A 20,242-nucleotide genomic window follows, 5' to 3' on the forward strand; every position below is an offset into this window, starting at 1 on the left:
GCTCTGGCTGGCTGACAGGCAGATTATCTTTCACGAAAATGGTCAGCTGCGCTGAAAAATCCGGGCTGCCTTCATCACCGGTTCAACGTAAACGCCATAAAGTGATCGATAATCTTTGGTTTCCGGCCCGATACCGAACTGCAGGTCTTCGCGGCCTTGAGGCACATAGAGCGTCCCGCCCAGCCTGTCCCAGATTGCCAACCCGCCACCCATGTTTTTATCCCAGTGCTTGGGATCACTTGAGTGATGGATCTGATGCATGGCTGGCGAAATCAGCCATTTTTCGACATGCGGGCCAAAGCTGACCCATGCTGGACTGTGACGCAGGACACCGCCGATAATGTTGGAGGCAAAGAAAATGACGTTCGCCCCACCAATTTGATAGACCGTCAGATGATCTCCAAACAGGCCCCAAAACACACCATTTACTATCGCGGCTGCGCCTACCGTGCAGAACACGAAAAATACAGTATCGAACGGGTGGTGCCGTTCAGCTGTTGCAAAGTTCAAATGTTCTGCTGAGTGATGGATTTTGTGGAATTCCCAGAGCAACGGAACCTTATGTTGCAGATAGTGCAACCACCAGCGCATGAAATCGTTGACCAGATACAACGTAATGGTCAGTGCGATTGCGGCCCAAACCGAACCTTCATCATTTTGAAGATTTACGCCCAGAGTTCTGATCTCATCTGCGATTACAGGCGTCAGTTTCCAAAGCGTCCTCACAATCCAATCGAGTACGAACACATAGAGGACCGGATTAAGCACGAGAATTACGTAGTCGATAAACGCCGAACGGGATCGCCAAACCTCTTTCCTGAAAAAGACGGAAAGGAACCTTCGGTCATCTCCCCCAATCCTATGAGCATAGATAGCAATGAGCATTCCGCACAGAATATACACCCAAAAATGCCGCAGGTTTGCATTATCAACAATGCCTGAGATCTTGGATACGGCTATCTGAGCCAGTTCTGATGGATCCATTGCACCGCGCCCGCGTGTATTTTCCGACATGAGTCCAGTCACATAAAAAACCGGCGGAATTATGACGCTTTGTTTCGTTCTGCCAGTCGTCTACCCCGCCTCACAGATCGCTAAATTTTGCGTTTAGCGAACCCTGCTGCTGTTCCCATAATCTCCACTCGTGATCTTGATTTGTTCATTCCGCTAAACACGGGCAACAAGACAATAGGTCCGTCGCGATCTGCTTTATGACGGGACCGCCCAACTCAAAGGGATGTAAGTTTTGTACAACTCGAAAGGTTGACCCAGCCTCCTTGTTACAATTCGTAAGAATTGAGAAAACATCAGGCAAAACTTGACGCTAATCCTCCGCCTGTCCCTAATCGGGGCATTGGCGTTCGGGCACCATCCCGAACCCGCCATTTTCGGCCCGGGGAGGGGTCGGATGGGGAGGAGAGAAAGATTGGCTCAGACGCAGTCGGGCGCTGAAGGGATGGACTCTCTTCCGGCGCTATTACACCGCAATGTGACCCAGTTCGGGGATGCCCCGGCCTATCGGGAAAAGGAATTCGGGATCTGGCAATGCTGGACCTGGGCGGAAGCCGCCAAAGAAATCCGTGCCATCGCGCTTGGGTTTCTAGAACTTGGCGTTGAAAAGGGTGACCATATTGCTGTGATTGGTCGGAACCGTCCCGCCCATTACTGGTCGATGGTTGCCGCTCAAATGGTAGGCGCGGTGCCGGTGCCTCTGTATCAGGATTCGGTCGCCGAAGAGATGGCCTATGTGCTGGAACATTGCGGTGCGAAATATGTCGTCTGCGGTGATCAGGAGCAGGTCGACAAGGTCATTGAAATTCAGGAAAACCTGCATCAGGTCAAGCACATACTCTACACCGACAAGCGGGGGATGCGGAAATACGACCACTCGCAGATGAACGCGCTTGAGGACATCATGGCCGAGGGCAGTGCGGGGCACGCGCGGTTTGATGCGGAACTGGACAAGCGCATTGCGGCGATCACTTACGATGATACCTGCGTGATGCTTTATACCTCGGGCACCACGGGCAAGCCCAAGGGCGTGGTGCTGTCGAACCGCAATGTTATCGAAAGCGCTAAGAACTCGGCGGAATTCGATCATCTGACCCGGAACGAGGACATCCTGTCTTACCTGCCGATGGCTTGGGTTGGCGATTTCATATTCTCGATTGGTCAGGCTTATTGGTGCGGCTTCTGCGTGAACTGCCCCGAAAGCGCCGACACGATGATGACAGACCTGCGTGAAATCGGACCGACCTATTTCTTTGCTCCACCGCGGGTGTTCGAAACCCAGCTGACCAACGTGATGATCCGGATGGAGGATGCGGGCAAGCTGAAGCAGCGCATGTTCCATTATTTCATGGCCCATGCCAAGAGGGTTGGTGGATTGCTGCTGGACGGCAAGCCGGTGGGCTTTGGCGACAAGTTGAAATATGCGTTGGGCAGTCTGCTGGTCTATGGGCCACTCAAGGATACGCTTGGCTATGGCCGGTTCCGTGTGGGCTATACGGCGGGTGAAGCGATCGGGCCGGAAATCTTTGATTTCTACCGCTCTTTGGGCATCAACCTGAAGCAGCTTTACGGTCAGACCGAAGCGACCGTGTTCATCACCGTGCAGCCGGATGGCGAGGTACGGGCGGATACGGTTGGTGTTCCGGCGCCGGATGTCGAGCTGAAGATCGATGATAAGGGCGAGATTCATTACCGCTCACCCGGCGTGTTCGTCGAGTATTACAACAATCCGGATTCGACGGCTTCGACCAAGGATGCCGAAGGTTGGGTGGCGACGGGGGATGCCGGGTTCATCGAGGAGAATTCAGGCCATCTGCGGATCATTGATCGTGCCAAAGACGTGGGCAAGATGGCTGATGGTTCGATGTTTGCGCCGAAATATGTCGAGAACAAGCTGAAATTCTATCCCGATATTCTTGAAGTCGTGCTGTTCGGGAATGGCAAGGATCGATGTGTGGCTTTCATCAATATCGATTTGACAGCGGTTGGAAACTGGGCGGAACGCAACAACGTTGCTTATGCATCTTACCAAGAACTGGCGGGACATCCGCGTGTGTTAGAGACGATTAAGACGCATGTGGAAGAGGTAAACAAGTCGGTTGCCGCCGATGAAATGCTATCGGGTTGTCAGGTGCATCGCTTCGTGGTGTTGCACAAGGAACTGGATGCCGATGATGGCGAGATGACCCGGACCCGCAAGGTGCGGCGTGGGTTTGTCGAGGACAAATTCAGCGACATTATAGCGGCGTTGTACGACGGGTCGTCGAGCGTTTCGACCACGACTGAAGTGACCTATGAAGATGGTCGTAAGGGATCGATTTCTGCGACATTGGAAATTGTCGATGCGCCAGTGGTTCCGGTCGCGCAGCACAAGGTGGCGGCGGAATGAGTGGGCTGACGCGCGCCGCTCGACCTGCGGTAATCGCCCCGCCCGCCATCCCGTTTTTGTGTCAGGGAGGTTCTGATGCTGGATAACTCCGAAGGATATGTCACCGAAGACGGCCGCAAGATCGGCGGTGTGGTGATGGAGATGAAGAACATCACCCTGCGCTTTGGCGGCGTGGTGGCGATCAAGGATATCTCGTTCGACATCCGTGAGGGTGAGATCCGTGCGATCATCGGGCCAAACGGGGCGGGTAAGTCCTCGATGTTGAACGTGATCTCGGGCTTTTATGTTCCGCAAGAGGGTGAGGTTTGGTTTCACGGTGCCAAACGCCCGCCGATGCGGCCCTTTGAAGTGGCCCAGCAAGGGATCGCTCGGACGTTCCAGAACATTGCCTTGTTTGAAGGGATGAGCGTTCTGGACAACGTCATGACCGGGCGTCTGGGTTTTATGAAGACCAATATTCTTCAGCAGGCGCTGTGGAAGGGCAAGGCCGAGGCAGAAGAGACCGAGAACCGCGAGGCGGTCGAGAAGATCATTGATTTCCTTGAGATTCAGCACATCCGCAAAACGCCGGTGTCCCGCCTGCCTTACGGGTTGAAGAAACGCGTCGAACTGGCGCGCGCGCTGGCGGCGGAACCGAAACTGCTGCTGCTGGATGAGCCGATGGCCGGGATGAACGTCGAAGAGAAAGAGGACATGAGCCGCTTTATCCTCGACGTGAATGACGAGTTTGGCACCACGATTGCGCTGATCGAGCACGATATGGGCGTGGTAATGGATCTGAGCGACCGTGTGGTTGTGATGGATTACGGCAAAAAGATTGGTGACGGCACCCCGGATGAGGTGCGCAACAACCAAGAAGTCATTGATGCCTATTTGGGGGTCAGCCATGACTGAGGTCCGGGCAGAATTGGGGAGGGGCTGGCATGCCTGAACAATTAATCTTCGCGATGGAGGTCATCCTCAACGGTCTGATGGCTGGGGTGCTGTATGCGCTGGTCGCGCTCGGCTTTGTGTTGATCTACAAGGCGTCGGGGATTTTCAATTATGCCCAAGGGGTTATGGCCCTGTTTGCCGCGATGACGCTGGTCGGAATCATGAACGGGCAGGTGCCTTTTGCGCACCTGATCAACGCGACTTTCGGCACGCACGTCTATAATTTTGGTTGGAATGTGCCCGCGTTGCTTGCGATTATTCTGACCATGGCCGTGATGGTGTTGCTGGCCTGGTGCGTGCAACGGTTCGTCATGCGCCATCTGGTCGGGCAAGAGCCGATCATCCTGTTCATGGCGACCATTGGTCTGGCCTATTTTCTTGAGGGCGTCGCCGACCTGATGTGGGGGTCCGAGATCAAGACGCTGGATGTGGGTCTGCCGCAGGGTATCAACCTGTGGATTGACGAGACGACCTTTAATATCTTCGACTACGGTTTCTTCATCGACAATCTGGACATCGTGGCTACGATCATCGCAGCACTTCTGGTGGCGGCTCTGGTGGCGTTCAGCCAGTACACCAAGCAGGGTCGGGCGATGCGTGCGGTGGCGGATGACCATCAGGCGGCGCTATCGGTCGGGATTTCGCTGAACTTCATTTGGATCATGGTCTGGTCGGTCGCCGGGTTTGTAGCGCTGGTTGCGGGCATCATGTGGGGCACCAAATCGGGCGTTCAGTTCTCGCTGTCGCTGATCGCGCTTAAGGCTCTGCCGGTATTGATGCTGGGCGGGTTTACCTCGATCCCCGGGGCCATCGTCGGCGGTCTGATCATCGGTGTAGGCGAGAAACTATTCGAATTCGCGATCGGTCCGATGGTTGGCGGCGCAACCGAGAACTGGTTTGCCTATGTATTGGCGCTGATCTTCCTCGTGTTCCGACCTCAGGGCCTGTTCGGCGAGAAGATCATCGAGAGGGTGTAGGGCGTGACCAAGCTGATTGCCATCATCAACGTGATCGCATGGGCGGGGTTTTGGGCTTTCGGCTACATCGCCCTGACATCAAGCGATCTGACCGAGGGCCAACTTGTGATCGCTGTAATTCTGGCCTTTGCCGGGCTGGTCATGGGCATCCTGGCTTACATGAAACTGGTGCGCGCTTCCGAGGCCACCGGATATGCCAAAGGGTCCAATCAACTGGACGCCGCTGCCCGCAATCGGGCGCAGGAAGAATGGGGAAAGTAAGATATGTTCTATCGTGAGGCCGGGGATTTCAAAACCTCATATATCGCCGACAGCCAGACTTTCCCGATCAAGTTTGACCGGTATCGGTATTATGTCGTGCTGGCGGTGGCGTTCGGGATCATTCCGTTCATCATCAACGACTATTGGGCCAACGCGCTGCTGCTGCCATTCCTGATCTATGCGATTGCGGCGATCGGGCTGAACATTCTGGTGGGCTATTGCGGACAGGTGTCGCTGGGCACCGGCGGGTTCATGGCTGTGGGGGCCTATGCCTGTTACAAGTTGATGACGGCTTTTCCGGATGTCAGCATGTTCATCCATGTGATCCTTGCAGGCGGCATCACCGCGATCGTGGGTGTCCTCTTCGGCTTACCTTCTCTGCGGATCAAAGGATTCTATCTGGCGGTGGCCACGCTGGCGGCGCAGTTCTTCCTTGTGTGGCTGTTTAACCGGGTGCCGTGGTTCTACAACTACTCGGCCTCGGGACAGATCAATGCGCCGGAACGCGATGTGTTCGGTATCATTATCACTGGCCCGAATGCTCCGGCATGGGCGACTTATTTGTTCTGCCTGATCTTCTTGACCGTCTGCGCAATCATCGCGCGTAACCTGACCCGCGGCACCACTGGTCGTACCTGGATGGCAATCCGCGACATGGACATCGCGGCCGAGATCATCGGGGTGAACCCGCTCAAGGCCAAGCTGACCGCCTTTGCTGTCAGTTCGTTCTTCGTGGGCGTGGCCGGCGCGCTGTTCTTTGCGGTCTATCTGGGCGCGGTCGAGGTTGGAGAAGTGTTCGGCATTCAAAAATCGTTCCTGGTGCTGTTCATGGTGATTATCGGCGGGTTAGGGTCTATTTTTGGGTCCTTTGCCGGTGCCGCCTTCCTCGTGCTACTGCCAGTCGTTTTGAAACTGCTTGGCGTCGATCTGCTGGGCTGGCCCACAGATATCGTGGCGCACCTGAACCTCGTCATCGTCGGTGCTCTGATCATCATGTTCCTGATTCTCGAACCGCACGGTCTGGCGCAGCTCTGGCGTGTGGCGAAAGAGAAACTCAGACTCTGGCCGTTCCCGCACTAAGGACCGGCCCAACGAAAAGACGGGTGTGAAACCCGAAACCCAACATCGGATCAACCAAGGGAGGAGACACCCGATGAAAAAGAAACTGGCAACCCTGGCGCTGGGCGCCGTGATGGCCGCAGGTCCGGTCATGGCCGACCTCGTATTCCCGTCGCTCAGTTACCGGACCGGGCCTTATGCGGCCGGCGGTATCCCATTTGCGGACGGATATGCCGACTACTTCACACTGCTGAACGAACGCGATGGCGGTATCGGCGGTGTTGCGGCCAACGTGATCGAATGCGAGACCGGATATAACACGGAAAAAGGCGTGGAATGTTATGAATCGACCAAGGGCGAAGGTGCTTTGGTCTATCAGCCCCTGTCCACCGGCATCACCTATCAGTTGATCCCTAAAGTGACCGCAGACGGCATTCCGCTGCACACAATGGGTTATGGCCGCACCTCGGCGGCGAACGGTAAGGTGTTCAGCAACGTGTTCAACTATCCTGCCAATTACTGGAACGGGGCGTCGGGCGCGATCAACTATCTGCTGGACGAAAACGGTGGCGACTTGAGCGGCAAGAAGATCGCGCTGGTCTATCACAACTCGGCCTATGGCAAGGAACCGATCCGTACGCTGGAAACACTGGCTGAAAAACATGGCTATGACCTGACCCTGCTGCCGGTCGACCACCCCGGTCAGGAGCAGAAGTCGCAGTGGCTGCAAATCCGCCGGGAAAAGCCCGACTATGTGATCATGTGGGGCTGGGGCGTGATGAACCAGGTCGCCGTGCAAGAAGCCGCCAATATCCGCTTCCCAATGGAGAACTTCATCGGTGTCTGGTGGTCCGGGGCCGAGTTTGATGTTGAGCCTGCGGGTGATAAGGCCACCGGTTACAAAGCGTTGACCTTCACCGGTCTGGGCGACGACTATCCTGTCTATGACGACCTGAAGAAATATGTCGTAGATGCGGGCAAAGCTGCAGGCGCCGGTGATCAACTGGGTACGGTACAGTACAACCGCGGCCTCTATGCTGCGATGCTGGCCGCAGAAGCAGTGAAGACCGCGCAAGAGATGCACGGCACTGCCGAAATCGACGCATCGATGATGCGCGATGGCATGGAGGCGCTGGAGATCACCAATGCCAAGATGGAAGCGCTGGGTATGGCCGGTTTCGGACCTGAATTCGCGGTCTCATGCGAAAACCATGGCGGCCCCGGCCTTGTCGGTGTTGTTCAGTGGGATGCAGCGGCGGGTACCTGGAACTCGATTCAGGGCTTCGAACCGACTGACGCTGAGGTCATCAACGCACTGATCGACGAAGACTCGGGCGCATATGCTGCTGAGAACAATATTTCTCAGCGCTGCGAATAAGGTGCTCTGAACCAAACGGGGCGGCGGATCACTGCCGCCCCGAACCCCACACTCGCACAAGGACACGCGCTGATGTTGGATGCGGCACAAACCACTGACGTGCAGGCGGAAACCCTGCTTGAGGTCAACAATATCGAGGTGATCTACAACCATGTGATCCTTGTTCTGAAAGGCGTCAGCCTGACTGTGCCCAAGGGCGGCATCACAGCCCTACTGGGTGGCAATGGTGCGGGCAAGACAACCACATTGAAGGCCGTGTCGAACCTGCTGCATTCGGAACGGGGCGAGGTCACCAAAGGCTCGATTAGATATCGCGGCGAGGGCGTGCATGAAAGCGACCCGGCTGCCTTGGTGGAGAAGGGCGTCATTCAAGTCATGGAAGGCCGCCACTGTTTCGAACACCTCACAGTCGAGGAAAATCTGCTGACCGGTGCCTATACCCGGAAGGACGGGTCTGCCGCGATCCAGCAGGACCTTGAATTGGTTTACAATTACTTCCCACGCTTGAAGGAACGCCGTCGTAGTCAGGCCGGTTATACTTCGGGCGGTGAGCAGCAGATGGTTGCGATGGGCAGGGCTCTGATGTCGCGCCCCGAGACCATCCTTCTTGATGAACCCTCAATGGGTCTGGCTCCGCAACTTGTCGAAGAGATTTTTGGCATCGTAAGGGACCTGAACGAGAAGGAAGGCGTGTCCTTCCTGCTGGCTGAGCAGAACACAAATGTGGCTCTAAGGTTTGCTCATTACGGTTATATTCTGGAATCTGGCCGCGTGGTGATGGACGGCCCCGCCGCTGAATTGCGCGAAAACCCGGACGTAAAGGAATTTTATCTCGGCATGTCTGACGAAGGCCGCAAGAGCTTTCGAGACGTGCGCTCATACCGCCGCCGCAAGAGATGGCTGTAAGCGGGTGGAGGATATTTCAATGACCTATTTTGATAAGCTTGAAACCCGATCCGCTGACGAGCGCACCGCTGATCACGCGCGCGCCTTGCCAGAACAGATTGCCCGCGCGCAAAAAGCGCCCGGATATGCCGGCATTCTGTCCAACGTGGACGCCGGCACAGTGACAGACATGCAGGCGCTGGCACAACTGCCGGTTCTGCGAAAATCCGATCTGACAAAGGCGCAGGGCACCCGACCTCCGTTTGGAGGGTTCACCGTCAAACCGGCGCGGAATTTCCAACACGTCTTTCAATCTCCGGGTCCGATTTACGAGCCCGGCAGCACTGATCACGACTGGTGGCGCATGGGCCGGTTCCTGAATGCTGCTGGGGTTGGTCCGGGCGATATCGTTCAGAACTGTTTTGGCTATCACCTCACCCCCGCGGGCATGATCTTTGAAAGCGGCGCACAGGCCGTTGGCGCGTCGGTCCTGCCTGCAGGTACAGGTCAGACCGAGTTGCAGGTGACCGCTGCGCGCGATGTGGGTTGCACCGCATATGCAGGTACGCCCGACTATCTGAAAGTCATTCTGGATAAAGCCGAAGCCATGGGCGTCGCGCTGAAATTTTCCAAGGCCGTTGTGGGTGGCGGGGCGCTGTTTCCAAGCCTACGACAGGATTACGCCGATCGGGGCATCGTCTGCCTGCAATGCTACGCGACCGCTGATCTGGGCAACATAGCTTATGAAAGCCCTGCGATGGAGGGTATGATCATCGACGAACACGTGATCGTTGAGATCGTCACCCCCGGCACAGGAACCCCGGTTGCACCTGGTGAAGTAGGTGAGGTGGTTGTGACCACGCTGAACCCCGATTACCCGTTGATCCGATTTGCCACCGGTGATCTGTCGGCGATCATGCCCGGAGAGTCTCCGTGCGGGCGCACAAATATGCGTATCAAAGGCTGGATGGGTCGCGCCGATCAGACCACCAAGATCAAGGGCATGTTCGTCCGCCCCGAACAGGTGGCCGCGCTGGTCGACAAGCATGATGAAATCGTCAAGGCGCGTGTCATTGCGGCGCGACAGGGCGAGATGGATACCATGACCGTTCAGATCGAAAGCCCCTGCGAGAACGATGGTGCCTATGCAAAATCGGTGGTCGAAGTCCTGAAACTGAAAGGCGCGATTGAAGTTGTGGCGCCGGGCTCTTTGCCCAAAGATGGCTTGGTGATCGAGGATCAGCGCGCTTATGAATAGGGATCTGCGGCAAACATTGCCGCAGTTTTTGTTAGTCGGCCCACTGGTGTTTCTTAGAGTTTTAGTCGATTAAAGGCAGACCCTATGGGATTCTCAGTCAGACGCCATGGCCGAAGTCGAATATTCAGAACACGGAACACATAATCGCGGCGCCTTAGGTACACGTTTTGTGGGCGGCATTGCCTATGTCGTGGCGGCCGCTTGTCTGTTGCCAATGGTGGCGGTTGTTCTGGCGGCGGTGACCGGTGGCACCGACACAATTTCCCATTTGTTAGAGACTGTTTTGCCTGGCTATGTGCTGACCACGGTGATCCTGGTGGTGCTGGTCGCAGCAGGGACGTTTTCGATTGGTGTCGGCGCTGCCTGGCTGGTCACGATGACCCGCTTTCCCGGAGTGCGGTGGCTGGAAATCGCTCTGGTCCTGCCGCTGGCCTTTCCGGCTTATGTGCTGGCCTATGCCTATACCTTCATTCTGGATCACCCCGGAATCGTTCAGACCACGCTGCGGGATGTGACCGGCTGGGGCCCGCGCGACTATTGGTTCCCCGAGATTCGCTCGACCGAGGGAGCGGCGGTGATGTTGATCCTGGTGTTGTATCCCTATGTCTATTTGCTGGCGCGCGCGGCATTTCTGCAGCAAAGCGCCACGGCCTTTCTGGCGGCCCGGGCGCTGGGCAATGGCCCCTGGCATGCCTTTTGGCGCGTATCCCTGCCGATGGCACGACCGGCGATTGCGGGGGGCGTCTTGCTGGCGGTTATGGAAACCATCGCCGATTTCGGCACAGTCGCCTATTTCGGAGTGCAGACTTTTGCCACTGGCATCTACACAAGCTGGTTTTCCATGGCTGATCGCGCTGCTGCGGCGCAACTCGCCCTTTGTCTGTTGGGTTTTGCGCTTGTCATGGCCGTGGCCGAGCGGACACAGCGCGGCAAAGCCAAATACTATCAGGCAGGCAAGCGCCACGCAGGTCTGCCAGCGGCGCAACTCAAGGGATGGCAATCACTTGCGGCATTTCTGCTATGCGCAATTCCCGTCCTGTTCGGATTCCTTCTGCCTGTGGTTATCCTGGTGCAGATGGGGTTGGAATCCGAGCAGAACCTGCTGTCGCGCCGATATATCGGGTTCATACAGAACTCGCTGACACTGGCGGGGACTGCGGCGGTTATCACCGTCAGCGCGGCGATTTCGATAGGATTCTTCCAACGCCTGCGCCCCGGGCGCGGGTCCGCCATGGCGGCTTATGTGGCGCGGTTGGGCTATGCGGTGCCGGGTGGCGTGATTGCCGTGGGGCTGATCGTCCCCTTTGCGGGATTCGACAACGCACTGGATGCGTGGATGCGCCAGACCTTTGATATCTCGACCGGATTGCTGGTCACGGGATCCATCTGGTTGCTGATCGCGGCCTATATGGTGCGCTTTCTGGCCGCCGCGCTCAGCGCCTATGAGGGCGGGCAGAGTACCGTTCACGCCAATATGGATGCCGCCGCGCGGTCACTGGGTCAAACCCCGTTAGGAACGCTGCGCCGGGTACATCTGCCGATCCTTACGCCTTCATTGCTGACGGCACTGTTGATTGTCTTTGTGGATGTGATGAAAGAGCTGCCCGCGACCCTGATCATGCGGCCTTTTAACTTCGACACGCTAGCAGTGCAGGCCTATCGTCTGGCCTCGGATGAGAGGCTTGAAGGTGCAGCGGTTCCGTCGCTGGTTATTCTGGCTGTCGGGTTGCTGCCGGTGATCTTGATTTGCCGTCAGGTTGGGCGCAGATAGCGGGCGGGCGATCCAAAAATACAACACCTTGATGCCAGTGGGCTTGATTCGACGGCGATTTCCGGCAAGGCTTGTCATATGAACATGCAGCCTCCCAGCCGGTTCGGGTCCGGCTCTGCCCAGATGCCGGTCGCGTTTGACCGGCGCGAGATGTCTCAAATCCTGTCTGTTTATGGCCGAATGGTTGCTGCCGGTGAATGGCGCGACTACGGAATCTCGAACCTGCGGGATATGGCGGTGTTTTCGATCTTTCGGCGCACGGCGGAACATCCCATTTACAGGGTCGAGAAGCACCCGCGTCTGCGGCTACGTCAGGGCATGTATTCCGTGGTCGGCATGGATGGGCGTATTTTGAAGCGCGGGCACGATCTGCGCGCGGTTCTGAGGGTTCTGGAACGCAAGCTTATCCGTGCGGTTGACCTGGATTAGAGCCTTTTGTGCGCTGTAACCGGCCCGTCACCCTGGGCAGCGATCCGGGCAATCGCTTGATCCATCGGTTCGAGCGCGACGGCCATGTGATAGGCGTTGGCGTGAAGTAGAAGGTTTTCGGCGGCAACCCAGGCCACATGGCCTTTCCAGAACAGCAAGTCTCCGCGCCGTGCGGGATCGCCCTCGGGCACCGATCCACCAACTTCGCGTTCCTGATCGCCGCTGTCTCCGGGACAAGGAACGCCGCAGGCGAGCAGTGCGAGTTGTACGAGGCCCGAGCAATCCAGCCCGAATCGACTGTTACCACCCCAAAGATAAGGGGTGCCGAGAAAAAGTTCGGCCGCGGAAACGGGATCGGTCAGCAGGGAATAAGCGGGCACGGCATGCACCCCCGGAATGAACCCGATTGGCGTTTCCAGAAACCCGCCCTCCTCAGACAGAGCCCTGATTTTACTGCCAAAGCTAAGAGAGGTCAGATCGCGGCTTTTTATATCGGGCTTCTGATAGGCATGGGTCGAAGCGGCGACGATCCAGTGAGTCTGTGGCTCAATTGGTCCCAGATCGTCCGTCGCCACCCATCCGGTATAGCCGTCCTTGCTGGCTGAGATCTTGCTCCAGCCGTTTTGGTCGTCCAAAACAGTGACCGTGTCGCCGAACAACAATTGCCGGTCGCGCGGACCGTCAGGGTGGCGCAGCAGGTCTATGACCGGTTGAATGATGCGCGCCTGAGTCATAGGCCAAGGATCTCTGGCAAAGCCCCCAGGAGGGCACGCGGGCCTTGGCCCAAACCACCCTTGCTGCGACCGGGTTCCTTACTGCGTTGCCACGAATAGATGTCAAAATGCATATAGCGACTTTCGGCAGCGAACCGGCGCAGGAACAGTGCCGCGGTGATAGAGCCTGCAAATCCACCAGAAGGCGCATTGTCGAGGTTAGCGATGCCGGGTTCGATCATCGCTTCATAGGGGTCATGAAAAGGCATACGCCAGACCGGATCAGCGGCAGCCCGGCCAGCACGCGCCAGCACGTCCGCGGCTTTGTCGTCATCGGTATAAAACGGGGCCAGATCAGCGCCCAATGCAACCCGGGCCGCGCCAGTCAAAGTGGCCATCGAGATGAGCAGGTTTGGTGCCCCTTCATGCGCCAGAGCAAGGGCATCGGCCAGCACCAACCGACCCTCGGCATCAGTGTTGTTGATCTCAACCGTTAGCCCATTACGCGCCGTCAGGATGTCGCCGGGGCGGAAAGCATTGCCCGCTACTGCGTTTTCGACCGCCGGGATCAGGACCCGTAATTGCACCTTCAGATCCAGCGCCATGATCATACGGGCCAGACCCAGCACATTGGCCGCTCCGCCCATATCTTTTTTCATCAGCCCCATCGAAGCACCGGGTTTCAGATTCAGGCCGCCGGTATCGAAACAGACCCCTTTCCCAACTAATGTTAGTTTTGGCCCGTGATCGCCCCAGCTCATCTCGATCAGACGCGGGGCCTGTTCGGCAGCACGCCCGACCGCGTGGATCATCGGAAAATTCTGTTCCAGCAACGCATCGCCTGTGATGACCGAGATGTCTGCGCCGTGTTCCCGTGCCAGTGCCTCAACCGCGTGTTGTAATTGCGCCGGACCCATGTCCGAAGTGGGTGTGTTGACCAGATCCCGTGTCAATGCCTCGGCATTGGCCATGATTTCGATCCGCCGGGCATCTATGCCATCGGGCGCAATAAGCGTGGCGTTGGCCGGGCTTTGCGCCGCATAGCGATCAAAGGCATATCCCGTCATCAGCCAGCCCAGGCATTCAGCCTCAAGCACATCTGCGGGAACGCCCGAGGCGATATGATAGGTGCCCTTGGGCAGCGATTCTGCGGCAGCGGCTAGCGGAAATCGCTTGCGCACCCGTTTTGCCGCGCTGCCATATCCCGCCATGGCAAACTGCGGATTACCATCTGTGCCGGGCACCAGAAGTGTTTGACCCAGAGCTCCGGAAAACCCATCGGCCACAACCCAAGCTCGGATATGATCCGGCTGATCGGTCAGCCAGCTTTCAAAATCTGATTGCTCTAACACATGTAGTGGCAGCGATGGGTCGGAGGCAGGGGCGAAGGACAGGGTCATGCGTGTCTCGGCTGGTTGGATTTTCGCCCAGACTATCTGTCTGCGGCGCACTCGCAACCCCCTCTCAGACAGATAGATCTTGCTGGTCCCAGACGGCAGTCAGCGATCGCTCGCCCACCCGGATCAGGCGGCTCAGAGTCGCCCCTGTCGCGACCGCATCGCCAGCGTCGACAGTACAGGCTACATCGCCTGCCACACGTGCCAGTGCTGTCATGCCGATTTGCTCGGATATGGCTACGAGAGATTTTGCGCATTTGCGCAGCCCGGCCCAATCGCGTTGCCGCCAAAACCGTTCACAATTCGACAGCCGCAACGCCAGTTCTTCAACCGTGCGGCACAGCACGTCCATCGCGTTGGTGTCGCCGAGCTGATTGTACAGGCTGCTCAGGCGGTCCGGGTCCAGATGCACGGGTTCCTTCTGTTCCAGTGTGATAATCTTGTCCACCACATTCACCCCAATTGAAATGCCCCCACGGCACAGTCAGAGATTGGCGGCAAAATACTTTGCAAAACCTTGCACCGGTTCAGAAGAATGGGTCGAATTTTCTGAGAATTCAGGCTTCCACGCGGTTCTGTGGGCAAAACCGGGCGAGAGTCCGGTCACACCTCTTGCGTTGACGCTCACTTGCTGCCAGTACCATAGAAACCGGACAGAGAAGGACAGGATCATGCCGATTACCACTGACGAGCTGGCCGCTGCCCGTACCGCCTGGGGCGATGGGTTGATTGCGATCTCCAAAGCTTTTGAAGACGGTGGGATCGATGCGGCCCGCTCCGTTGCCGAGGGTGTTCTGGATGCGGCATACGGCTATAATCTGGGTCCGGTCCTGTTCAAACCAACTATGGCATCCGGAGATCAAACCTTTCGCCCGACTCGCCACGGTGCACTGGCCTATTTTGTCGGTCACGATGCCGAATTTCCGCTTGATGGCGGTTTCGGAATCAAGGGTTGGCGCGAAATGGCAAGTGAGACATCGGCCAGCTTCGTCGAAGGCGATGTCGCCATGTGGATGGGCAAGGTCATTCTGACGGATAGCCAAGGTAACATCACGCAAGTCGACAAAAGCTTCGGCTACAAAAAAGACGCTGACGGAGTGCTTCGCATCGTGCTGCACCATTCGTCGCTGCCTTACCAGCCACCGGCCTGATCCTGCGGGCCATACGATCGGGCCTCTGAAATTACGTCGATTTTTTGATATGTTTCCGATGATGTTTTCAGAATCGGATCGAGCTCATGAAATTGATTAAACGTATTCTCGTCACCCTACTGGTGATCATTCTGGCGCTTGTCGGAGTATCATATCTTTTGCCTGGTCAGGCCGAGGTGTCCCGCAGCATCACAATCGATGCACCAGCCTCGGCGATCTTTCCCTATGTGAATTCGATGCAGGAGACCGAGAAATGGTCCCCCTGGCTGTCCCGAGACCCCGAAACCAAGCTGAGCTATAGTGGCCCGGAAGCGGGTGTCGGAAACACGCTGAACTGGGCCTCGGACAACCCGCAGGTGGGAACCGGTTCGCAGGAAATCACCGAGAGCACCCCGGATCAGTCCGTGCAAACCGCACTGGATTTTGGCCCGATGGGGACAGCCACCGCCTCGTTCCAGTTGCGGCCAGAAGGATCAGGCACACAGGTTACCTGGGGATTCGTATCCGACCTTGGTATGAACCCCATGTCCCGCTGGATGGGCCTAATGATGGACAATTGGGTCGGCGGAGATTACGAGCGCGGGTTGGAGAATTTGAAGACGCTGGTTGAGGGACAGGGGTGATCACTTTGAAACTAAGCTGACAATGCCAGAGGTGTTTTGAGTTTCTTGGCAAGTATCCGGGATACTTGCAGCCTCCAGGTGGCAGAATAGTCACTACAAAGCCTCGGACTTCAGATTGATGCGGAGATTTGTCATCAATTTGCCAAATTGCTCTGAAAAGTCCAAATCATGACCAATATCGAAACACCCATGCTTCGTCACGCCGTCGATTTTGATCGCACTGTAAATGCTGTCAGTGCTTTCGTATTCATTGTGGTGTGTTACCTATACCGAGGATTTGTTGCCGACGACGCTTATATAGTGGGTCGTTATGCAATGAACGCTGCCGCAGGGCATGGTCTAGTCTACAATATTGGTGAACAAGTTTCTGCACTCACTTCACCACTTCATGCGTTGCTGGAAACGTTTGTCGCATATGCCGGCCTGGATCCGGTCGACAGCTACCGGTTTCTATCGCCACTAATCGTTCTGGCAGCTTGGTATTTAGCCCAGCGCGAGGTTGGTCTGAGCGGCTACCGTTTACTGCTTTTTAATACGTTCGCACTTATGTCGCCTTTTCTGGCTTTGTGGACCGTAGGTGGGCTTGAAACACCAATTCTGAGCTTTTTCGCTACGCTATTCATATCGCGTCTCATCGTCGTTCATCGAAATGGCGAAAGTCATACAAAAGACCTTTTCTGGCTTGGTTTCTTGGCCGCGCTGATGTTTTTGACACGACATGACAGCGTGCTGATTACCGCCCCAATTTTGCTTACTGTAGCCGTGGTCGAATTCCGACGTGCTTCACTCTGGGCTGCGGCGGCTCTTTGTTTGGCAATTTCTTCAAGCTGGTTGGTCTTCGCCAAACTGTACTATGGAGACGTCCTGCCAACGTCGTACTACATCAAGTTTACCTTTGGAGGCCGCGCACCCATCGATAGCCTATCGGCAGTTTTGAATTTCTTGCTGCTCTCTGGTTTTGCCGTACTCGCCTTCTTTTTGAAGCCCGCAAGCAGTGGCCATGACTCTCCTATATCTAAGGCTATTATTCGAGGCGGGATTTTCAGCGTAATTTTGTTCCTGATCTATTCGAGCCGTGCGTCTGGACAGCACATGATGTTCGGTTTTAGGCTTTTTGTACCTTATGTGGTCGGCCTTGGCCTTCTTATAGTTCTGGCAATGCCGTCTCCGCGCCCACTGATTTCGGGATTAATCGTGATGTGGCAGGCAGTAATGATAGCAGTTGTCTACTTTGGTGGCATAAACCCGGCGCCACTAAACCGGATCCCTGGTCTGGACCGTGCTTATGCTGAATATCAGTACATTACTCCAAATACATATGCTGAGTTCATGGAGATGCTGAGAGAAGATGCGCGCGAGATTTCTGCGCATTGGCGCGAAACAGGTAAGTCGGGACAACCGCGTATCTACCTGCGCACCGGCGGTACGGGTTACTGGCTGCCTGATTTTTATGTCTATGAGACACTTGTAACCTATCGTCACGGGTGTTTGGACAACTTGCACGATTCCATCTATTCAGCCCACTATCTACAGCAGCTCGGCTTTAGTTTGATGGGCACCGTCATTGAAGATATTGGCCGGTCACGCCCTGATATAGACGATGACGCTGAACTTATGTTTGCGACCGAAATGGATTGGATGGGTACCTACGTTACAGGTTACCTGTACGGCCCAGAGCCGGTGAACCGCAAGCCGGGTCCAAGGCTTTCAGACGGATGCTCCGGGACTGCACAGGACTCGTGAGCTAGGTAGTCTGTTGAACAATAATTCGGCTATGAAAAACCCCACCACTGGTGGCGGGGTTTCAACTGCTTTTTTCAGAAGAGCCTGATCTACCCCTTCTTCAGAACCTCGCGGCCCAGCAATTCTGCAATTTGAACAGCGTTCAATGCCGCGCCTTTGCGCAGGTTGTCCGAAACGCACCACAGGTTGATGCCATTCTCAACCGTCGAATCCTGACGGATGCGGCTGATGAACGTGGCGAAATCGCCCGCGCATTCGATTGGTGAGACGTATCCACCCGGTTCACGCTTGTCGATTAACATGATGCCCGGTGCTTCGCGCAGGATGTCGCGGGCTTCGTCTTCGTCGAGGAACTCTTCGAACTCGATATTCACCGCCTCGGAGTGGCCGACGAATACCGGAACGCGAACGCAGGTTGCGGTGACCTTGATCGACGGATCGACGATCTTTTTGGTCTCGACAACCATCTTCCACTCTTCCTTGGTCGAGCCGTCTTCCATGAAGACGTCGATTTGAGGGATGACGTTGAAGGCGATCTGTTTCTGGAACTTCTTCGGCTCAACCTCGGTCGTCGGGTTGTAGATGGCCTTGGTCTGATCCCAAAGCTCGTCCATGCCTTCTTTACCGGCACCCGATACCGATTGATAGGTCGAGACAACCACGCGCTTAATGCGTGCACGGTCATGCAGCGGCTTCAGCGCGACGACCATCTGCGCGGTCGAGCAGTTGGGATTGGCGATGATGTTTTTGTTTTTATAGTCGTGGATCGCCTCGGGGTTACATTCCGGCACGATCAGCGGAATCTCCGGGTCATAGCGATAGAGCGAGCTGTTATCGATCACCACGCAGCCAGCCGCCGCTGCCTTGGGGGCGTAGACCTTGGTGGCCTCGGAACCCACGGCAAACAGCGCCATGTCCCAACCAGTGAAATCGAATGTGTCCAGATCTTTGGTAGTGAGCGTCTTGTCGCCAAATGTCACCTCAGTACCCAGCGAACGACGGCTTGCCAGAGCAGCAAGTTCATCGACAGGGAACTGGCGTTCCGCCAGGATGTTCAGCATTTCGCGGCCCACGTTACCCGTGGCGCCGACGACTACGACGCGATAGCCCATTTCATGTCTCCAAAGTTAAGGACGCGCGTTCATAGCCGCGTTGCGGCAAAGAAAAAAGAGGGGTTTCGGCTTATTTCACCCCGTCACACCGATTTGACACAGTTCAGTACCGTTCAGGGTTGTTTCAGCAAGGATCGATAAACCTCGACAATCGCCCTCGCTTCGCCTTCGATTCGAAAATTCTGCTCGACATGGGCGCGCGCGGCTAGTCCCGCAGCGGCCAGCGCAGCGCGGTCCTGTAGCATATCCTCCAGCGCGTCGGCCAGTGCAGTGGCATTGTCTTTCTCGACCAGTCTTCCGGTCTCACCATCCTTGATTTGCGCACTGAACGCTCCGACCCCGTGACTGGCTATGGCGGGCACGCCCGAGGCCATCGCTTCAAGCGGTGTAAGGCCGAACCCTTCGTGCCGTGCGGACGCAACGAACAGATCGAGTGCGCGATAGGTCTCGACAATCTCATCCCAAGGACGCTCACCCAGAAAATGAACGCGGTCGCCCAGCCCGGCATCCTGCAGCTTTTGCTCCTGCTCAGCCTGAAAAGCCTCAAATTCGTTGGTGGTACGCCCGGTGAAGATCACATGCGCATCGGGGTGATTAGGCAGCACCATCAGGGCGGCATCGACCAACAAGTCGACTCCTTTCTGAGGGCGGATACGGCCAAAACACCCGATCAGCAGCCCGTCTGGCAGGCCAAGTTTTTGGCGCTGGGCGCTTTTGTCCTCGGCTGGGTGAAACAGCTCGGTGTTGACGCCATGCATGATGACAGTAGCGGGATGCTCCAGAAAGGAAGCGGCCTGAGGCGTCGTCGCGATCAACGCGTCCATTTTCGAAATCAGCCGCTTGGTGAACCCGGAATGATCACGTTGCGCAGCTGAGGTGAATAGCAGTTTGTAGTTGCGTCGAAGCACCGAACGCAAGACCAGACCCATCAACATCTCGGTATTCCGGCGTGCATGCCAGACCCGTTTTCGATTGGACAGAAACAAAAGTTTCCAGAGTCTGATATGGGGCAAATCTGGCGGCAGGCCGGGACCGGTGGCACGGATGCCGATCATTTTCTGCTGGATTGGCAGCAGTCGGATCACCGTCGTTGTCACGCCCGACAGAGAATGCTTCAGATTGGGTGCAATCACCTCAATGTCCTGCACGGGC

The 20,242-nt window shown here is 56.4% G+C and carries 19 protein-coding genes; 13 read left to right on the forward strand and 6 right to left on the reverse strand.

All coding sequences use genetic code 11. The features are described from left to right. Positions 1–42: 42 nt before the first annotated feature. Positions 43–1,014: a sterol desaturase family protein gene (locus tag ACR0JG_RS18230; protein WP_480571689.1), complete on the reverse strand. Its 972-nt coding sequence runs from the start codon at positions 1,012–1,014 to the stop codon at positions 43–45. A gap of 442 nt (positions 1,015–1,456) precedes the next feature. Between ACR0JG_RS18230 and ACR0JG_RS18235 the strand changes: the two genes are divergently transcribed. The 10 genes from ACR0JG_RS18235 to ACR0JG_RS18280 all read left to right on the forward strand — a co-directional run bounded on the left by ACR0JG_RS18235 (position 1,457) and on the right by ACR0JG_RS18280 (position 12,351). After that, positions 1,457–3,400, forward strand: coding sequence for an AMP-binding protein (locus ACR0JG_RS18235; protein WP_480571766.1), 1,944 nt, complete (start codon positions 1,457–1,459; stop codon positions 3,398–3,400). Positions 3,401–3,475: 75 nt separating this feature from the next. Next, complete coding sequence (locus ACR0JG_RS18240) at positions 3,476–4,294, forward strand: ABC transporter ATP-binding protein (RefSeq protein WP_170426283.1); 819 nt, start codon at positions 3,476–3,478, stop codon at positions 4,292–4,294. A gap of 29 nt (positions 4,295–4,323) precedes the next feature. Continuing rightward, positions 4,324–5,310, forward strand: coding sequence for a branched-chain amino acid ABC transporter permease (locus tag ACR0JG_RS18245; protein ID WP_170408767.1), 987 nt, complete (start codon positions 4,324–4,326; stop codon positions 5,308–5,310). A 3-nt stretch (positions 5,311–5,313) separates the two neighbouring features. Next, the gene (locus ACR0JG_RS18250; RefSeq protein WP_170408766.1) at positions 5,314–5,571 is read left to right on the forward strand and encodes a hypothetical protein; all 258 of its coding nucleotides are present in this window, start codon (positions 5,314–5,316) and stop codon (positions 5,569–5,571) included. 3 nt (positions 5,572–5,574) lie between these two features. Beyond that, positions 5,575–6,651 carry a branched-chain amino acid ABC transporter permease gene (locus ACR0JG_RS18255; RefSeq protein ID WP_170408765.1) on the forward strand — a complete coding sequence of 359 codons (1,077 nt, stop codon included), beginning with the start codon at positions 5,575–5,577 and terminating at the stop codon, positions 6,649–6,651. A gap of 73 nt (positions 6,652–6,724) precedes the next feature. Beyond that, on the forward strand, positions 6,725–8,008 hold the full coding sequence (locus tag ACR0JG_RS18260) for an ABC transporter substrate-binding protein (RefSeq protein WP_170408764.1): 1,284 nt from the start codon (positions 6,725–6,727) through the stop codon (positions 8,006–8,008). A 72-nt stretch (positions 8,009–8,080) separates the two neighbouring features. Continuing rightward, a complete protein-coding gene (locus tag ACR0JG_RS18265) occupies positions 8,081–8,914 on the forward strand; it encodes an ABC transporter ATP-binding protein (RefSeq protein ID WP_480571692.1) in 834 nt (277 codons plus the stop codon). Between the two features lie 19 nt (positions 8,915–8,933). After that, on the forward strand, positions 8,934–10,151 hold the full coding sequence (locus ACR0JG_RS18270; protein WP_480571695.1) for a phenylacetate--CoA ligase family protein: 1,218 nt from the start codon (positions 8,934–8,936) through the stop codon (positions 10,149–10,151). A 106-nt stretch (positions 10,152–10,257) separates the two neighbouring features. After that, entirely contained in the window at positions 10,258–11,922 is a 1,665-nt protein-coding gene (locus tag ACR0JG_RS18275; RefSeq protein ID WP_480571698.1) for an ABC transporter permease, read from the forward strand. 78 nt (positions 11,923–12,000) lie between these two features. Beyond that, positions 12,001–12,351 (forward strand): DUF2794 domain-containing protein, encoded by a 351-nt coding sequence (locus tag ACR0JG_RS18280; RefSeq protein ID WP_170399260.1) that lies wholly within the window; start codon positions 12,001–12,003, stop codon positions 12,349–12,351. Here the strand turns inward: ACR0JG_RS18280 and ACR0JG_RS18285 are convergent. The 3 genes from ACR0JG_RS18285 to ACR0JG_RS18295 form a co-directional block, all read right to left on the reverse strand. After that, the gene (locus ACR0JG_RS18285; protein WP_480571701.1) at positions 12,348–13,085 is read right to left on the reverse strand and encodes a C40 family peptidase; all 738 of its coding nucleotides are present in this window, start codon (positions 13,083–13,085) and stop codon (positions 12,348–12,350) included. The two genes, ACR0JG_RS18280 and ACR0JG_RS18285, sit on opposite strands and share 4 nt — an antisense overlap. Continuing rightward, the gene (locus ACR0JG_RS18290) at positions 13,082–14,464 is read right to left on the reverse strand and encodes a leucyl aminopeptidase family protein (protein ID WP_480571703.1); all 1,383 of its coding nucleotides are present in this window, start codon (positions 14,462–14,464) and stop codon (positions 13,082–13,084) included. Before ACR0JG_RS18290 ends, ACR0JG_RS18285 begins: the two co-directional genes overlap by 4 nt. A gap of 64 nt (positions 14,465–14,528) precedes the next feature. Beyond that, positions 14,529–14,918 (reverse strand): hypothetical protein, encoded by a 390-nt coding sequence (locus ACR0JG_RS18295; protein WP_480571706.1) that lies wholly within the window; start codon positions 14,916–14,918, stop codon positions 14,529–14,531. Between the two features lie 214 nt (positions 14,919–15,132). On the opposite strand from ACR0JG_RS18295, the gene ACR0JG_RS18300 reads away from it, so the two are divergent. From ACR0JG_RS18300 to ACR0JG_RS18310, 3 genes are all read left to right on the forward strand, one after another. After that, positions 15,133–15,612 carry a phosphoribosyl-AMP cyclohydrolase gene (locus tag ACR0JG_RS18300; RefSeq protein ID WP_170399250.1) on the forward strand — a complete coding sequence of 160 codons (480 nt, stop codon included), beginning with the start codon at positions 15,133–15,135 and terminating at the stop codon, positions 15,610–15,612. A gap of 86 nt (positions 15,613–15,698) precedes the next feature. Further along, the gene (locus ACR0JG_RS18305) at positions 15,699–16,235 is read left to right on the forward strand and encodes an SRPBCC family protein (RefSeq protein ID WP_170408759.1); all 537 of its coding nucleotides are present in this window, start codon (positions 15,699–15,701) and stop codon (positions 16,233–16,235) included. 168 nt (positions 16,236–16,403) lie between these two features. Continuing rightward, complete coding sequence (locus ACR0JG_RS18310) at positions 16,404–17,978, forward strand: hypothetical protein (RefSeq protein WP_480571709.1); 1,575 nt, start codon at positions 16,404–16,406, stop codon at positions 17,976–17,978. An 89-nt stretch (positions 17,979–18,067) separates the two neighbouring features. Here the strand turns inward: ACR0JG_RS18310 and ACR0JG_RS18315 are convergent, their stop codons facing one another. Further along, entirely contained in the window at positions 18,068–19,090 is a 1,023-nt protein-coding gene (locus ACR0JG_RS18315; RefSeq protein ID WP_480571712.1) for an aspartate-semialdehyde dehydrogenase, read from the reverse strand. Positions 19,091–19,203: 113 nt separating this feature from the next. Further along, the gene (locus ACR0JG_RS18320) at positions 19,204–20,238 is read right to left on the reverse strand and encodes a glycosyltransferase family 4 protein (RefSeq protein WP_480571715.1); all 1,035 of its coding nucleotides are present in this window, start codon (positions 20,236–20,238) and stop codon (positions 19,204–19,206) included. Between the last annotated feature and the right edge of the window lie 4 nt (positions 20,239–20,242).

This window comes from Ruegeria sp. AD5 (assembly GCF_056542345.1).

Excerpts from the sequence above, each read along its gene's own strand:
- ACR0JG_RS18310 (WP_480571709.1), top strand. The coding sequence starts at position 16,404 with ATGACCAATATCGAAACACCCATGCTTCGTCACGCCGTCGATTTTGAT.
- ACR0JG_RS18230 (WP_480571689.1), bottom strand. The coding sequence starts at position 1,014 with ATGTCGGAAAATACACGCGGGCGCGGTGCAATGGATCCATCAGAACTG.
- ACR0JG_RS18245 (WP_170408767.1), top strand. The coding sequence starts at position 4,324 with ATGCCTGAACAATTAATCTTCGCGATGGAGGTCATCCTCAACGGTCTG.
- ACR0JG_RS18280 (WP_170399260.1), top strand. The coding sequence starts at position 12,001 with ATGAACATGCAGCCTCCCAGCCGGTTCGGGTCCGGCTCTGCCCAGATG.
- ACR0JG_RS18315 (WP_480571712.1), bottom strand. The coding sequence starts at position 19,090 with ATGGGCTATCGCGTCGTAGTCGTCGGCGCCACGGGTAACGTGGGCCGC.
- ACR0JG_RS18300 (WP_170399250.1), top strand. The coding sequence starts at position 15,133 with ATGCCGATTACCACTGACGAGCTGGCCGCTGCCCGTACCGCCTGGGGC.
- ACR0JG_RS18265 (WP_480571692.1), top strand. The coding sequence starts at position 8,081 with ATGTTGGATGCGGCACAAACCACTGACGTGCAGGCGGAAACCCTGCTT.
- ACR0JG_RS18305 (WP_170408759.1), top strand. The coding sequence starts at position 15,699 with ATGAAATTGATTAAACGTATTCTCGTCACCCTACTGGTGATCATTCTG.
- ACR0JG_RS18275 (WP_480571698.1), top strand. The coding sequence starts at position 10,258 with ATGGCCGAAGTCGAATATTCAGAACACGGAACACATAATCGCGGCGCC.
- ACR0JG_RS18290 (WP_480571703.1), bottom strand. The coding sequence starts at position 14,464 with ATGACCCTGTCCTTCGCCCCTGCCTCCGACCCATCGCTGCCACTACAT.
- ACR0JG_RS18235 (WP_480571766.1), top strand. The coding sequence starts at position 1,457 with ATGGACTCTCTTCCGGCGCTATTACACCGCAATGTGACCCAGTTCGGG.
- ACR0JG_RS18240 (WP_170426283.1), top strand. The coding sequence starts at position 3,476 with ATGCTGGATAACTCCGAAGGATATGTCACCGAAGACGGCCGCAAGATC.
- ACR0JG_RS18285 (WP_480571701.1), bottom strand. The coding sequence starts at position 13,085 with ATGACTCAGGCGCGCATCATTCAACCGGTCATAGACCTGCTGCGCCAC.
- ACR0JG_RS18260 (WP_170408764.1), top strand. The coding sequence starts at position 6,725 with ATGAAAAAGAAACTGGCAACCCTGGCGCTGGGCGCCGTGATGGCCGCA.
- ACR0JG_RS18255 (WP_170408765.1), top strand. The coding sequence starts at position 5,575 with ATGTTCTATCGTGAGGCCGGGGATTTCAAAACCTCATATATCGCCGAC.
- ACR0JG_RS18270 (WP_480571695.1), top strand. The coding sequence starts at position 8,934 with ATGACCTATTTTGATAAGCTTGAAACCCGATCCGCTGACGAGCGCACC.